At 74.3% G+C, this 14,273-nt stretch carries 11 protein-coding genes; 1 reads left to right on the plus strand and 10 read right to left on the minus strand.

Going from position 1 to position 14,273, the window contains the following annotated elements:
- Positions 1-67: 67 nt before the first annotated feature.
- The 7 genes from KZQ38_RS15025 to KZQ38_RS15055 all read right to left on the minus strand — a co-directional run bounded on the left by KZQ38_RS15025 (position 68) and on the right by KZQ38_RS15055 (position 8,150).
- The gene (locus KZQ38_RS15025; RefSeq protein WP_219442462.1) at positions 68-796 is read right to left on the minus strand and encodes a hypothetical protein; all 729 of its coding nucleotides are present in this window, start codon (positions 794-796) and stop codon (positions 68-70) included.
- Positions 789-1,331, minus strand: coding sequence for an RNA polymerase sigma factor (locus tag KZQ38_RS15030; protein WP_219442464.1), 543 nt, complete (start codon positions 1,329-1,331; stop codon positions 789-791). Before KZQ38_RS15030 ends, KZQ38_RS15025 begins: the two co-directional genes overlap by 8 nt.
- Positions 1,332-1,412: 81 nt before the next feature.
- Complete coding sequence (locus tag KZQ38_RS15035; RefSeq protein WP_308258407.1) at positions 1,413-2,909, minus strand: helix-turn-helix domain-containing protein; 1,497 nt, start codon at positions 2,907-2,909, stop codon at positions 1,413-1,415.
- On the minus strand, positions 2,906-3,919 hold the full coding sequence (locus tag KZQ38_RS15040) for an S-methyl thiohydantoin desulfurase family protein (protein ID WP_219442466.1): 1,014 nt from the start codon (positions 3,917-3,919) through the stop codon (positions 2,906-2,908). The genes KZQ38_RS15035 and KZQ38_RS15040 overlap by 4 nt, the downstream gene beginning before the upstream one ends.
- Positions 3,920-4,083: 164 nt before the next feature.
- The gene (locus tag KZQ38_RS15045) at positions 4,084-5,154 is read right to left on the minus strand and encodes an S-methyl thiohydantoin desulfurase family protein (RefSeq protein ID WP_219442468.1); all 1,071 of its coding nucleotides are present in this window, start codon (positions 5,152-5,154) and stop codon (positions 4,084-4,086) included.
- Between the two features lie 3 nt (positions 5,155-5,157).
- On the minus strand, positions 5,158-6,708 hold the full coding sequence (locus KZQ38_RS15050) for a hydantoinase/oxoprolinase N-terminal domain-containing protein (protein WP_219442470.1): 1,551 nt from the start codon (positions 6,706-6,708) through the stop codon (positions 5,158-5,160).
- Between the two features lie 245 nt (positions 6,709-6,953).
- The gene (locus KZQ38_RS15055; RefSeq protein ID WP_219442472.1) at positions 6,954-8,150 is read right to left on the minus strand and encodes an ROK family transcriptional regulator; all 1,197 of its coding nucleotides are present in this window, start codon (positions 8,148-8,150) and stop codon (positions 6,954-6,956) included.
- Positions 8,151-8,770: 620 nt separating this feature from the next.
- Here KZQ38_RS15055 and KZQ38_RS15060 point away from each other — a divergent pair.
- Positions 8,771-9,874, plus strand: a complete 1,104-nt coding sequence (locus KZQ38_RS15060; RefSeq protein ID WP_308258408.1) for an MFS transporter — start codon at positions 8,771-8,773, stop codon at positions 9,872-9,874.
- A gap of 45 nt (positions 9,875-9,919) precedes the next feature.
- Here KZQ38_RS15060 and asnB read toward each other — a convergent pair whose 3' ends face one another.
- The 3 genes from asnB to KZQ38_RS15075 all read right to left on the minus strand — a co-directional run bounded on the left by asnB (position 9,920) and on the right by KZQ38_RS15075 (position 14,261).
- Positions 9,920-11,752, minus strand: a complete 1,833-nt coding sequence (gene asnB / locus KZQ38_RS15065; RefSeq protein WP_219442475.1) for an asparagine synthase (glutamine-hydrolyzing) — start codon at positions 11,750-11,752, stop codon at positions 9,920-9,922.
- Between the two features lie 168 nt (positions 11,753-11,920).
- Positions 11,921-12,982, minus strand: a complete 1,062-nt coding sequence (locus tag KZQ38_RS15070; protein ID WP_308258409.1) for a MerR family transcriptional regulator — start codon at positions 12,980-12,982, stop codon at positions 11,921-11,923.
- 70 nt (positions 12,983-13,052) lie between these two features.
- A complete protein-coding gene (locus tag KZQ38_RS15075; protein WP_219442477.1) occupies positions 13,053-14,261 on the minus strand; it encodes an amidohydrolase in 1,209 nt (402 codons plus the stop codon).
- Between the last annotated feature and the right edge of the window lie 12 nt (positions 14,262-14,273).

The following is a 14,273-nucleotide window of genomic DNA, read 5'->3' on the forward strand; positions in this document are numbered from 1 at the left end:
CTTCGCGAACCAGAGAGCGGGGCCGGTTCCGAGGCACCCCCCTGGTGGACCTCGGAACCGGCCCGGGTCAGCCGAGGGACCTCGCCAGTGCGAGCGTGTCGGCCTCGGTCAACGTGTTGGACGTGATCGCGTAGACGACGCCCGTGCTCGTCGTCCAGGTCAAACGACGGCCGGTGCACTGGTGGGTGCTCGTCTGCTCAGGCTTCGTCACGGCCACCAACTGCACACTGAGCACCAAAGGCCCCTGGGCCCACTGCCCACGCCGGCCGTTGATGTCCGGCTCCAACTCCACCACATCCGGCCGCGCCGACGATTCGACCGCCACCTGCGAGTCCTCGGAGTAGCGCTCCAGCGTCCACACCGCCTTCGGCGTCGAGTACGTCACCGCCACCACCCCACGACCCTGCCCGAACGGCTGGAACAAAACGCGCTCCGGCGACGCCCAGGGCGCGTCGACGGGCGGGCGCCAGGCCAGCCACCTCTCGACCACGCCCGCGTCCGAGAGCCGCGGCATCCGACCGCAGAACGGTGTGCTCTCCTCGGGCACGGACCACGTCGTCGGAGCCGAGGAGGTGGCCGCCGCCTCGACGGTCCCCCCTGGCGCCTCCCTCCGCAGCAGCGCCAACGACACCAGCGCCAACACCAGGAGGCACGCGGCGAGCAGGAACGGTCCGGCCCAGCGGCGCGGTGGGCGCTCGGGCAGGCGGTCCACCACGGCCGCCACCACCTCCTCGGACGGCTCCCGGCGCAGTTCGCGCCCCAGCTCGCGCAGTTCGCGCTCCACGTCCTCAGCCACGCCTGACCTCGTCCTCCCGCGCCACGCCCAGCAGATCGCGCAGCCGCCCCAGCGCACGCGCGCCACGCGACTTCACCGTGCCCCGCGGCCACCGCAGCACCCGGGCCGTCTCGTCCTCGGTCAGCTCCAGCAGGTACCGGCACTCCAGCACCTGCCGGTCGCGCTCGTCCAACTGCCGCAACGCCGCCAGCAGCCGCCGCTTCCGCTCGTCCGCCACGACCACCTCGTCGGGCTCGACGGGCGGCGGACCGCCGCCGAGCACCGCGACCCGCCCCGCCAACGCGACCCGCCGGCCGTGCGCGCGGTGGGAGTTGCGGGCGACGTTCGCCACGATCCGCAGCAACCACGGCCGGAACGGCGCGCCGCGCCGGAAGTCGCCGAAACCCCGGTACGCACGGACGAAGGCGTCCTGCACCACGTCGTCCGCGTCGCCGGCCGCGCCCAGCAGCCGGGCGACCCGCACCGCGTCCGAGTGGTGCCGCCGCACCAGTTCCCCGAACGCCTCCACGTCACCGGCACGCGACCGGTCGACCAACCGCCCCTCGTCCAGGACCGCTCCCCTCGGCTCGCCCTCCCACCGGGTCCTACACCGCTCGGGCCGCCGGGGTTCCCGGGTTCACCCGGTCGGCAGCACCGTCCGGCACGCCAGGTGCAGCGCCAGCCGCTCGTCGCGGTGCGCGAGGTCGACGCCCAGTTCCCGCTCGACGCGGGCGATGCGGGCCGCCACGGTGTTGCGGTGCACGCCGAGCGTCGCGGCGGTCTCGGCGATCGACGACTCGGCGTCCAGGTACGCGGACAGGGTGCGCACCAGGTCACCGGGCAGGCCGCGCAGCGGGGCGAGCAGGGCGCGGGCGGCCGGTTCGAACGTGTCGGTCCGCGTCCACTCCAGCAGCAGCTGCGCCATGCCGAGCTGGTCGACGTGCAGGAAGTTGCCGCTCTCGACGCGGGTCGCGGCGAGCCGGGCGGCGTCGGTCGCCTCGGCCACGGTCTTCGCCAACCCCTCGAACCGGGCGTGCGGGCGACCGACACCCATGTGCGCGCGCACGGTCCGCCGCAGGTCGCGCTGCGCCGCGCGGAGCCGGGTGCCCAGCGCCCGCACGCGGGCGGCGGTCGGTTCCTGGTCGAACGAGGTCCACGCGGTCCAGCCGTCGCCGTGCTCCACCACGACCGCCGCCACACCCGCCGCACGCAGCGCAGCCACCACGTCCGGCCCGCGCGCCACCACGTCCACCGAGGCCGGGACGCCGACGCGGATGCCGACGTGCCAACCGCCGAGCTGCCACCCCGCGTCGGTGGCGCGGCGGCGCAGGTCGGCGGTCGGTTCGCCGTCCAACCGCAGCAGGTCGCCCAGCAACGCCGTGCGAGACCGCGCGTCGCGCTCCAGTTCGAGGCGGTTGGCCAGCAGCCACCGCTGCACCGCGCCGCCGGTCAGCGCCAACGCGGGCGGTGCCACCTCGGCACGCGCGGCGGCCGGACCGGACAGCTCCACCGCCAGCCACGCGCTGGGCCGGGCACGCGGCAGCACGACGGGGTGGGCCAGCACCACACCGCCCGGCACGTCGATGCGTTGCGGCACGGGTTCGTCCACGCGCACCGCGCCGCGCACCGGGTCCCCCGCGAGCAACGCACCCCGGTCGTCGAGCAACGCGACCGGCGCGTCCAGCAGGTCACGCAGCACCGCCACGACCTCCTCGGGTGGCCGCAGCCGCTCGCCCAGCGCGGCCTGCGCCGCCAGCACCAGCCGCGCCCGGTCCAGGTCCGGCGCGGCCAACGCCAGCCGGGCCGCGACCACCAGGTCCAGCGGCTCGGCGGCGGTGACCAGCACCGGCACCGCCAGCCGGTCGCCGAGCAACCGCGTGGCCGGCGGCAGCCCGCCGGGCAGCAGCACACCCGCGCCGCCGGCGTCGGCGACCCGGCGCAACAACGCGTCGACCCGCCAGTCCGCGGCGGGCGGCGGGTGCACCGGCACCACCAGCTCGCCGGCCGCCACCTCGGGGCGCAGGTCGAACACCGCGCGCACCGCCGTGACCCGGCGGTCCAAGCCGTCCGCGCCCGCCGGCACCACCACGTCGGACCACTCGGGCAGGGCCAGCAGCCCCCGCACGGCGATCACGCGGGCACCGGGTCGCAGTCGATGCCGAACGCACGCGGCGCCACCACCGGCAGGTGCGCCGGGTCGGCCCAGAACGCCGGGGCGGGCAGCCGGGCCACTACCAACTCGATCCCCGGCCGCACGTGGTAGCAGGAGATCGGCGCGCGGGTGCGGCGCTCCAGCACCACGAGCACGTCCGGCGTGGCGGCGACCGGCGCGCCGTCACGCAGCGCCAGCAGGTACTCGTTCTCCATCTCCAGGCGCAGCACCGCGCCCGTGGCGTGGTCCAGCACCGCGACGCTGCCCCGGCCGAAACCCGTGCCGCGTCGGCGGGACACGTCCACCACGCGGCCGGTGGCCAGGACGTCGCCCGGCACGCCCGTCACCGCACGCCTGCCCAGTTCCAGCGCGCCGGACGTGCTGCCGACCACCGCGCACCCCGGCAGGTCGGCCACGCGGACCGGGCTCAACGCGAGCACCGCCCACCCGCCGACCACGGTGAGGAACCCGCGCACCGCCCGTTCGACGTCCGCGGGCGTGCCGGTGGCCAGGACCAGCACCTGGCCGCCGGGCGCGGCGAGCGCCGCCGGCGCGACACCCCGGCCGGCCGCCGCGGTGGACAGCTGGTCCAGCCGCGGCAGGCCCCGTCCGGCCAGGTCGGCGTCCACGTACGGCAGGTCGAGGTCGTCGGCGGCGACCACCGGCAGCAGCCCGTTCAACCCGCCGACCTCGATGCTCATCACCGCGTCCGGCCGGTCGCCGGTCCACCGGGCGATCGCGTCCACGGCCGTGCGGAACTCGTGGCCGCCCATGGGTTTCTCGGCCAGCACGGCGGTCGCGCCGACCAGGCCGACGGGCACCACCAGGGCGTCCGGCGGGAGGTCGCCGGGCGGGATCGCGGTCGGCCGCCGCCCGGCGTCGATCCGCCCGCGCAGCACCGCGCCCGCCCACGCGGTGTCGCCGCCGCCACCGGAGCCGAGCAACGTCACGCCAAGCTCCAGGGCGGCCACGTCGTCGCGGTCGATGCGCATGTGGACAGTGTCGCCCATCCCGCTCGGCGCAGCGCGCGACCGCCGTCCGGGCCGGCGCCCTCACCGGTCGCCGGTGTCCACCACGGCGTGCCGGGCCGAGCGGGCACGCCGCCTTCGCGAACACCGCTCCGGTGACCTGCCGATCACCACGGCGGTCCGCTCGCTCACGCCGACACGCGCACCGGGTCGTGGTCGTACCCGAAGTACCGGGGACCGGCCAGCGCCAAGCCCTCCGGGGTGTGCCAGCGCGGGTCGGCGGGCGCGGCGATCACCGCGACCCGCTGCCCGAACCGCAGCCGCTCGGTGGTCACCGCCTCCCCCGACTCCCGGTCCAGCACGCAGATCAGGTCCGGCACCGAGACCTGGACCACGCCGTCGCGCTCCGCGACGAGGTGCTCGTTCTGGAAGCGCAGCACCATTTCCGCACCCGCGTCACCGTCCATACCGGACAGTCGCGCGTCACCGCGCGCGAAGCCCGACGCGGTGCGCCGCCGGACGTCCACCACCTTGCCGGTGAACAGCCGCCGCCCACCCAGCCGCCGCACCAGGGCGTCCACCGGGTCGGTGTGGTCGTCGCGTGCCGAGGCGGCCAGCGCGCCCAGCTCCGCGCACAACGACAGCGTGCCGGGCACCAACGCCTCCCGCGCCTGACCGCCGGTCATCGCGAACGACGCGATCATCGCCGAGCACCCCATGTCGATGGTGGCACTGCGCGCGAGCCGTTCCGCCCAGTGGTTGTCGACGGTGTCCAGCACACCCTTGTTGCCCTTGTCGTCGGCGATCGCCATCGGCGTGGCGCGCACCCCGTACAGGGTGGGCAGCACCATCTGGATCTCCGGGAACGCCCGGCCCATGCCGTCGGCGTCCAGCAGCGGCAGGCCGAGTTGCGCGGCGGCGGCGACCGGGATCAGCGAGTTGACGCCGCCCGCCTCGGCACACGCGATGTGCGTCAGCTCCCGGCCCAGGTAACGCGCGAGCGTGCGGGCCGCGGTCGCGATCTCGTCCACGGACGGCAGCTTCTCCACCATCACCGTCGGCGCGCCCATCATCGCCACCGTCAGCACCAGGGCGTCGTCCGGCACCTCGGCCGGCGCCACCAGCGGCACCGGGCCGTGCGCGCGGACCGCCGCCGCCGCGAGCAGCCGCCCGATGTACGGGTCGCCGCCGCCGCCCGTGCCGAGCACCGCCGCGCCGCGTGCCACGTCCGCCAGGTCGGATTCCGTGATCTCCCGCATCCCTCAGCTCCCCACCTGGAGGTCGCCGACCGCCTTCACCCTGATCCGGGTCGCGTTGCCCGGCAGGTAGGGGATCGGGACCTCGTCGAAGTCGACCACGGCCACCGTGGACGGGCGCGCGCCCGCCGCCACCGCCCGGTCGACGGCCTCCTGCTTCGCCTCGTCCACCACGGCGTCGCGGCGGCCCGGCTCGACCGCGTACACCCGGTCGACCTCGCCGCCGACCTGCGCGATGGCCGCGCCGATCGCGTTGGCCACCGCGTGGTTCTCCGGCCGCCGCACCGGGCCGACGCCCGCCAGCTCGTCGGGCAGCAGCACCGAGCCACCGCCGACCGCGACCACCGGCAGCGGTTCGGCGGAGGTCCGCATCCGCTCCACCGCCTCCGCCGTCTCGGCGGCGATCCGGTCCAGCGCCGCCCGCACCAGGTCCCGGTCCAGGTGCGCGACCAGGCTCCGGTCGCCGATGTCGGCACGCCCGGCGGCGACCGCGATGTCCGTCGCGGTCAGCGTGTCGCCGCCGAACACCAGGGCCTTCGACGTCAGCCGGTAACCCACCGACTCGGGGCCGACGGCCACGTCCGCGGGTCCGCCGCGCACCAGGCTGCCGCCGCCTACGCCCACCGAGAGCACATCCGGCATCCGGAAGTTGGTGCGGATGCCCGCCACGCTCACCTCGGTCGTCGCCTCGCGCGGGAAACCCCGGTCGAGCACGCCCACGTCGCTGGTGGTGCCGCCGACGTCGACCACCGCGCAGGTGTCCAGGCCGGACAGCACGGCCGCGCCGCGCATCGAGTTCGTCGGGCCGGACGCGAACGTCGCCACCGGGTAGCGGCGGGCGAAGTCCACGTCCATCAGGGTTCCGTCGTTCTGGCTGAGGTAGAGGGGCGCGCTGATGCCCGCGCCCGCCACGGACGCCGCGAGGCCGTCCACGATGCCCGCCGCCAGCTCGCGCAGGGCGGCGTTGACGATGGTCGCGTTCTCCCGCTCCAGCAGGCCGATCCGGCCGATCTCGTGGGACAGCGAGATCGCCGCGCCCGGCAGCTCGGCGGCGATGATCTCGGCGGCGCGGGTCTCGAACTCGGCGTTCACCGGGGAGAACACGGAGGTGATCGCCACGCTGCGGATGCCGGCGCGGCCCATGTCCTCGGCGGCCCTGCGCAGCTCCGCCTCGTCCAGTTCCGCGATGTGCCTGCCGTCGAACTCGTGACCGCCGTGCACCAGGTAACCGCGGCCGGAGACCGCGTCCACCAGGCGTCGCGGCCAGTCCACCATCGGCGGCAGCGACGAGCCGGCGGGCAGGCTGAGCCGGACCGCCGCGGTCGGCGCGAGCCGGCGTGCCTCCACCAGCGCGTTGATGAAGTGCGTGGTGCCGATCATCACCGCCCGCACCGCCGCCGGGTCGAACGCGTGCTGCCGGTGCAACCCCTCGACCGCCGCGACGATGCCGGACGTGACGTCGGGTGTCGTGCCGGTCTTGATCGCGGCGAGCACGTCGGTGCCGTCGAGCAGGACGGCGTCGGTGTTCGTGCCGCCGACGTCGATGCCGATGCGCACGGCTGGACCTCCAGGTTCTGTTGCGTTCACGACGGCCGGCGCCGGGGGCGGCGACCTGCCCGAACCGCCGCACGGCGATCGACCACCACCCTGGTCAGGGCGTGGTCGTCGGCGCCGGCGGACGAGGCCGTGCCAACCTCCTCGGTCTGCGGGAGGAGCGGATGGCGGTACCGTAGGTGCACTTCGGGCCCGCGTCAGTGTGCTGATCGCACTGCCCGGGGTTGGTGGTTGTGCAGGGTGCTGCGTCAGCCCTCCTCGAACAGCTCCTCCTGAGCCGCGTCGCAGGCGGCGAGCAACGCGCCTCGCAGCACGGCGGAACCACCGAGCGCGCTGTACCGCACGGCGGTCGGCGCGGGCGAACGCGCGGCCAGCCGATCGGCGACCCGACCGGCCAGCGCGTCACCGCCCGCGTGCCCGATCTCGCCGCCGAGCACGAGACAACCGGGGTCCAGGACCGCGACGACCGAAGCGGCGGCCACCACGACCCGGTCGGCGAGGTCGTCCAGGAAGGCGTGCTGCCCGTTGGCCACGGCCGCCCGCACCACCGCCGCGGCCGGCGGTTCGTGGTCGACCGGCTCGACGACGATGCCGTGCGCCGCACCCAGCTCGACCACGGCCGGTGAGCCAGCCAGAGCGTGGAAGCCCTTCGGCTGTTCCGGGTCGGGCGCTGCCCGGTCCGGGGCCGCCGCCCGTACCCGATCGGCGAGGCCCTGGTCGGGTACGGGCAGGTAGCCGAGTTCACCCGCGCCGCCGGACGCGCCCCGGTGCAGCGCCCCGCCCAGCACCAGGGCGGCTCCGGTGCCGTGGCCGAGCCAGAGCAGTGCGAACGCCTCGCGGTCGCGGGCGGTGCCCAGGCGGTGTTCGGCGACGGCGGCGGTGTTGGTCTCGTTCTCCACCACCAGCCTGCCGTGGAGGCGGGTGCGGAGTTCGGTGAGGACCCGACCGTGCCACTGGGGGCCGGGGGTGCCGCGCAGTTCGCCCGTGCCCGGTTGGACCAGGCCCGGGACCCCGATGCCGATGGAGTGCAGTGTCTGCGCGCCCGCCTCGGAGGTGGCATCGGTGAGGAGGTCGAGGGTGCGTGCCACGGCGCGGGTGGTGGGGATGCCCGGCGCGATCGGCGTGGAGGCTTCGGCCAGCACGTCACCGAGCAGGTCGGCCACGACCACGGCGACGCTGTGCGTGCGGACGTCCAGCGCGGCCACGTGGGCGCGGGTGCGGACGATGCCGTAGAGCTGGGCGTTGGGCCCGCGCCTGCGCACGTCGTCCTGCCCGACGACCTCGATCAAGCCGGCCTCGCCGAGCCCCTTGAGCAGGTCGGCGACGGTTTGTCGGGACAACCCCGTGAGCCGCGCGACCTGGCCCGCGGTCAGCGGACCGTCACGGAGCAGGAGCAGCGTCTCCCGGTTGTTGATGGCGCGCGCGGCGCTCGGCGATGCGGGCATGGCGCGATCATCCCAGACCGCCCTGGCGGCCATCTATCTTTCAGGGAGCCTGCCTGAAAGATAACCCACCTGGGTGCCCCGTAACCGCCACCACCCGGACCGCATCGCTCCTACCTGCGGAAACGTCCGCAACCCACCTCGCTCGGCTCGCCCCCGATGCATCCTCCAGGCATCCTCTATCTTTCAGGGAGCCTGCCTGATAATTTCAGCGACCGGACCACTGCGATCACTGGAAGGCCAGCGGGAGTCCCCCGCCGACCGCGAACACGGCAACCAACACACCGAGCGGAGCCGATCACCCAGCCTTCGAGCCGTCCCGGCCGACCGCGGTCGGGAACGCCGGCGGCCGCAACGGGGCAGCCACCGACATCCACAGCGCACGGCCACCGGTGGGTGTGACTACCGCGGCCACAACGACGTGGTCATCGGCGAATGCGGTCACCGGCCAAGGGTCGACGCCGGTGGCTTCTCGGGTGGTTGTGCGGTCGCGATAGGTCGTAGTCAGGCGTAACAGCGCAACAGGCGCACCAGGACAGACGAGGCTGGGCGGGTGGAGAGGGGAAGCGGTGGGTCGCGAGGGTGTTGAGGTCGCCCCGGCTGTTCGGCGGTCCAGGGTCGCGGTGGCCGCGGTTTTCGGGGTGCACGGCGCGGTTCTCGGGTCGTTCGCCACTCGGGTTCCGTGGGTCCAGGAGCACACCGGCGTGGGGGCGGGGCAGTTGGGGCTCGCCCTCGCCTTCCCGGCGATCGGGTCCGCGTTGGCGATGCCGTTCGCGGCACGCCTGAGCCACCGGTTCGGCAGCCGGGCGGCGCTTCGCGGGTTGCTCGCGCTGTGGACGCTGTCCCTGGTGCTGCCCTCGCTGGCGCCCAACCTGCCCACGCTCTGCTTGGCCCTGCTCGCCTTCGGCGCGGCGGCGGGGACTTCCGATGTCGTGATGAACGCCATCGGCGTCGAGGTGGAACGCGGGCTCGGCAGGTCGATCATGTCGGGCCTGCACGGGATGTGGAGCGTCGGCGCGCTGGTGGGCTCCACCGCGGGCACGTTCGCGGCGCACTTCGACGTCAGCGCGCGCGTGCACCACATCGCGGCGGCACTCGTGCTCACCGCCGCCGGGCTGGTGGCCGTCCACCAGGTCCTCGACCTGCGCCCCGCGCACGACGAGGAACCACCGCCGCACTTCGCGTTCCCGCCCAGGTCGGCCCTGCTGATCGGTGCGGTCGGGTTCTGCGCGGTGTTCGCGGAGGGCGCGAGCCTGGACTGGTCGGCGGTCTACCTGCGGGACGTGCTGGACACCTCCGCCGGCCTCGCGGCGGCCTCCACCACCGGGTTCACGTTGACCATGGTGGTCGCCCGGTTCGCAGGCGACGCGGTGGTGAACCGGTTCGGCCCGGTACGCGCGGTCCGAACCGGCGGCGTCGTCGCGGCGCTCGGCGGGCTCCTCGTGGTGCTCGCCCCGCACCCGGCGGTCGCCATCGCCGGCTTCGGGCTCCTGGGGCTGGGCATCGCGGTCGTGGTGCCGCTCGCCTTCGCCGCCGCCGGGCACCGCGGGCCGAACACCAGCCGGTCCATCGCGGGCGTCGCGACCATCACCTACACGTCGGGGCTCGTCGCGCCGTCGCTGATCGGCGGCATCGCGCAACTGACCAGCCTGACCACGTCGTTCCTCGTGGTCACCGCCCTCGCGTTCGGGCTGGTGCTGTTCGCGAGCGTGCTGCGGGCCGACTGAACGGGGTGCGCCGACCGGGTGCGGCACCCGGTCGGCGCACCCCGCTCACGACAGGCGCAGTTCCGGCGAGTACAGGTCGAGCCAGTGGTAGAAGTCGAGCACGCGGTCCAGGCCGACCCGCACCCCACCGTCCATGGCGGTCGGGTCGAGCGCCACCACCCGCTCCACCCACGCCCGGTCCACGAGGTCGAACACGCGGTTCCCCGGCTCGGCGAGGACTTCCTTCGCCTGCTGCTGCAACGCCGCCGCGTACCCGGGGTCCTGGGTGGACGGGTACGGGCTCTTCACCCGGTCCCGCACGGACGCGGGCAGCACGTGCGCCGTCGCGTGCCGCAGCAGGCTCTTCTCCCTGCCGTCGAACGCCTTCAGCGACCAGGGCGCGTTGTACACGTACTCGACCAACCGGTGATCGCAGAACGGCACCCGCACCTCCAGCCCGACCGCCATGGAGGCGCGGTCCTTGCGGTCCAACAACATCCGCACGAACCGGGTCAGGTGGAGGTGGGACACGACCCGCATCCTGGCCTCCCGCGCGGACTCCCCGTCCAGCGGCTCGACCTCGGCGACGGCGGACCGGTACTGGTCGCCCACGTACTCGGACAACCGCAACCGCCGCAGCAGGTCGGGCTCGATCATGGCGGGCCGGTCGTCGGTCAGCGCGGTGCGGAACGCCAACCACGGGAACGTGTCCGCGTTGACCGCCGCCTCGTCGTGGAACCAGCGGTAGCCGCCGAACACCTCGTCGGCCGACTCGCCGGACAACGCGACCGTCGACTCCTCCCGGATCGCCTTGAACAACAGGTACAGCGAGGTGTCCATATCGCCTTGCCCGACCGGGATGTCGCGCGCGGTGAGCATGGCACGGCGCACCGCCGGGTCGGTCAGCGCGGCCGGGTCGAGCACCACGTCCCGGTGCTCCGAACCGACCAGCCGGACGACGTCGCGCACGTACGGCGAATCCGGGGTGTCACGCATCTCGTCGGGCCGGAAGTTCTCCTCCTGGCCGAGGAAGTCGACCGAGAACGTCCGCAGCCGCTCGTCGAGGTGCGCGGCGGCGAGACCGGTGACCGCACTGGAATCGAGACCACCGGACAGCAGCACGCACCGCGGCACGTCGGCCACCAACTGCCGGTGCACGGTGTCGGTCAACAGCTCGCGCACCCGCGCGACGGTGGTCTCCCGGTCGTCGGTGTGCGGCCGGGCTTCGAGCTTCCAGTAGGTGCGGGCGCGGATGCCGTCGCGGGTCACCGTGACGACCGTCCCCGGCAACACCTCCACGATGTCCTTCCACAACGACCAGCCGGGCCGCTTGGTGAACGCCAGGAGTTCGCGCAGGCCGTCCGCGTCCACGACGCGCGACGCCATCGGGTTGGCCAGGACGGCTTTGGGCTCCGACCCGAACAGCACGCCGTCGGGTGTCCGGTGGTAGTAGAACGGCTTGACGCCCATCCGGTCCCGGACCATGACCAGCTTCTCGTCGCGCTCGTCCCAGATGGCGAACGCGTACATGCCGTTGAGGTGGTCGACCACGGCATCGCCCCACTGGAGGTAGCCGCGCAGCACGACCTCGGTGTCGCTGTCGGTTTCCCAGACGTGGCCGAGCCGGGTCAGCTCCTCCCTCAGCTCGGTGAAGTTGTAGGTCTCACCGCTGTAGACCAGGGACACGTCGCCGCCGGCGGTGCGGACGGACATCGGCTGCCGGCCGCCGGGCAGGTCGATGATCGCCAGCCGCCGATGTCCCAGCGCCACGTGGGGTCGCACCCACGTGCCGACGTCGTCCGGTCCTCGGCACGCCATGGTCCGCGTCATGGCGTCGACGACGTCCTGTCTGCGCGTCAGGTCGGTGTCGTAGGAGACCCACCCGGTGATACCGCACATGCCCGCCCCCAAAAACTGCTTAGCAAGCACAACTATTGGCATCCCAGATGAAACACCCCGACCCACCCGTTTGTCTGCCCGAAATGCACGCTCCGTCCATGTCCAATCACGGAGTGTCTAATAGATCACGATCCGGTGCACACCGAGGAGTGGATCAGCTACCCTGCGTCAGATCTGCGGACCGGTCACCACGTCGGCCACCACGCAGACCACGTTGTCCGGCCCGCCGCGTTCGTTGGCCGACTCGACCAGCCGCTCCACCGCGTCCTCCGGCTCGACCACCTCGCGCAGCACCGCGGCCAGTTCCTCCCGCGGCACCACGGTGTGCAGGCCGTCGGTGCACAGCAGGTACCGGTCGCCGGGCAACGCGTCGTGCAGCGCCAGGTCCGGCCGCACGTCGCGGCCGTTCAACGCACGCACCAGCAACGACCGCCGCGGGTGGCTCACCGCCTCCTCCTCGGTCAACCGACCCTCGTCCACCAGGCTCTGCACCGCGGTGTGGTCGTGGGTGATGCGGAACAGCTCGCCGCCACGCAGCAGGTACACCCGCGCGTCGCCGACGTGCACCAGGCCCAGCCGGGAACCGGACAGCACCAGGGCGGTCAACGTCGTGCCGCTGCACCCGTCGTCCCGGTTCGCCGCGACGACGTCGGCCACCGCCGTCCCGGCCCGGTGCACGGCGTCCGCGAGCGCGTTGAGCAGCTCGCCCGCCGGGATCACGCCGTCCAGGGCGCTCAAGGCGTCGATCGCCGACGCGCTCGCGGGTTCGCCCCGCGAGCCGAAGCCGTCCGCCACGGCGAGCAGCCGGTCACCCGCGTAACCGCGGTCCTGGTTCGACTCGCGGACCAGACCGCGGTCGGTGCGCAGCGCGTAGCGCAAAGCAAGCGTCATGGTGGTGTTCTCCCGTTCGGAGAGCTGTGCCACGAGGAAGGAGGCGAGGTCGCGGCGCGTGGCGGTGTCCGCCTCCACGCCCGCCCAGTAGGCCCGCACCTCGGCCGCGGCGTCCGCGCGGGACAACGCGCACACCTGCCGGATGCGGGCCAGCGGCATCCCCAGCCGGCGCAGCCACGCCACCAGGCGTGCCTGGTCGAGCTGAGCGGGCGAGTAGAACCGGTACCCGGACCGCGGATCGGTCCGGGCGGGCGTCAGCAGGCCGAGTTCGTCGTAGAGCCGCAACGCCTTGGGCGTCAACCTGGACGCCCGCGCGAACTCGCCGATGGTCAGCTCCACGACCCCACCCCTCCCCCGCCGGGCGGGACCGCCCGGTGCCACCACCGTGCGGCCTGCCCCCGGGTCAAGGTCAAACCGGCAGCCAGGCGCGGGCCGCCGACACCAGCGCCGCCACGCCGACGTCCAGCGTCGGGCTGATCACCGGCGCGTACTTCGGGGAGTGGTTGGCGGGCAGCACGGCCGCCAGCTCGCGCAGCGTGCCGGGCGTGCCCGCGCCCGCGAACGCCGCCGGGTCCGCGCCGCCGAGCAGCCAGTACACCAGCGGCACGCCCGCCGCGGTCGCGAACACGCCCACGTCCTCGCTGCCGGTCACCTGGCCGGGGTCGACCACGCGGGCGACCCCGGCCAGCGCCGCCCCCGTGCGGGCCGCCGCGTCCGGGTCGTTGCGCACGGCCGGGTAACCGGTCAGCCGCACGATCTCCGGTTCGCGAGCGGCGCCGGACGCCGCCGCCTCCGCCCGCACGACCCGCTCGACCGCCGCGAGCACCCGTTCCCGCACGGCCGGCTCGTAGGTGCGCACGCTGAGCAGCAGCTCCGCCTCGTCCGGGATGATGTTGGCGACCGTGCCCGCGCGGATCGCGCCGACCGTCACCACGGCCGTGTCCAGGCCCGACACCTCGCGCGACACCACGGTTTGCAGCCGCAGCACGGTCGCCGCCGCCATCACCACCGGGTCCACCGCCGACTCCGGGCGCGAACCGTGGCCACCCTCCCCGTACAGCGTCACCCGAAGCGTGTCGGCCGCCGCGAACGCCGGACCGGGCCGCAGCCCGATCATCCCGGCCGGCAGCGGGGCCACGTGCTGGCCAAGCACCACGTCCGGGGTGCCGAACCGCTCGAACAGGCCGTCGTCGACCATGCCCTGCGCGCCACCGCCCAGCTCCTCGGCCGGCTGGAAGACGGCGAGCACCGCGCCCCGCCACGTGTCGCGGGTCGCCGCGAGTTCCCGCGCCGCGCCGACCAGGCACGTGACGTGCACGTCGTGACCGCACGCGTGCGCCACCGGCACCCGCTCGCCGTCGCGGTCGGCGGTGGCGGTGCTCGCGTAGGGCAGGCCGGTCCGCTCGGCCATCGGCAGGCCGTCCATGTCGGCCCGCAGCAGGGCGGTGGGCCCGTCGCCGTTGCGCAGCACGCCCACGACGCCGGTGACACCCACCCCCTCCGCGGTCTCGAAGCCCGCGGCGCGCAGCTCGCGCGCGGCGATGGCCGCGGTGCGCGTCTCGGCGAACCCGAGTTCGGGGTGCTGGTGGAGGTCGCGGTACAGGTCGGCGAGGTTCACGGCGATCACTAT

Source organism: Saccharothrix obliqua, from assembly GCF_019375475.1.
GTDB classification, from domain to species: domain Bacteria; phylum Actinomycetota; class Actinomycetes; order Mycobacteriales; family Pseudonocardiaceae; genus Actinosynnema; species Actinosynnema obliqua.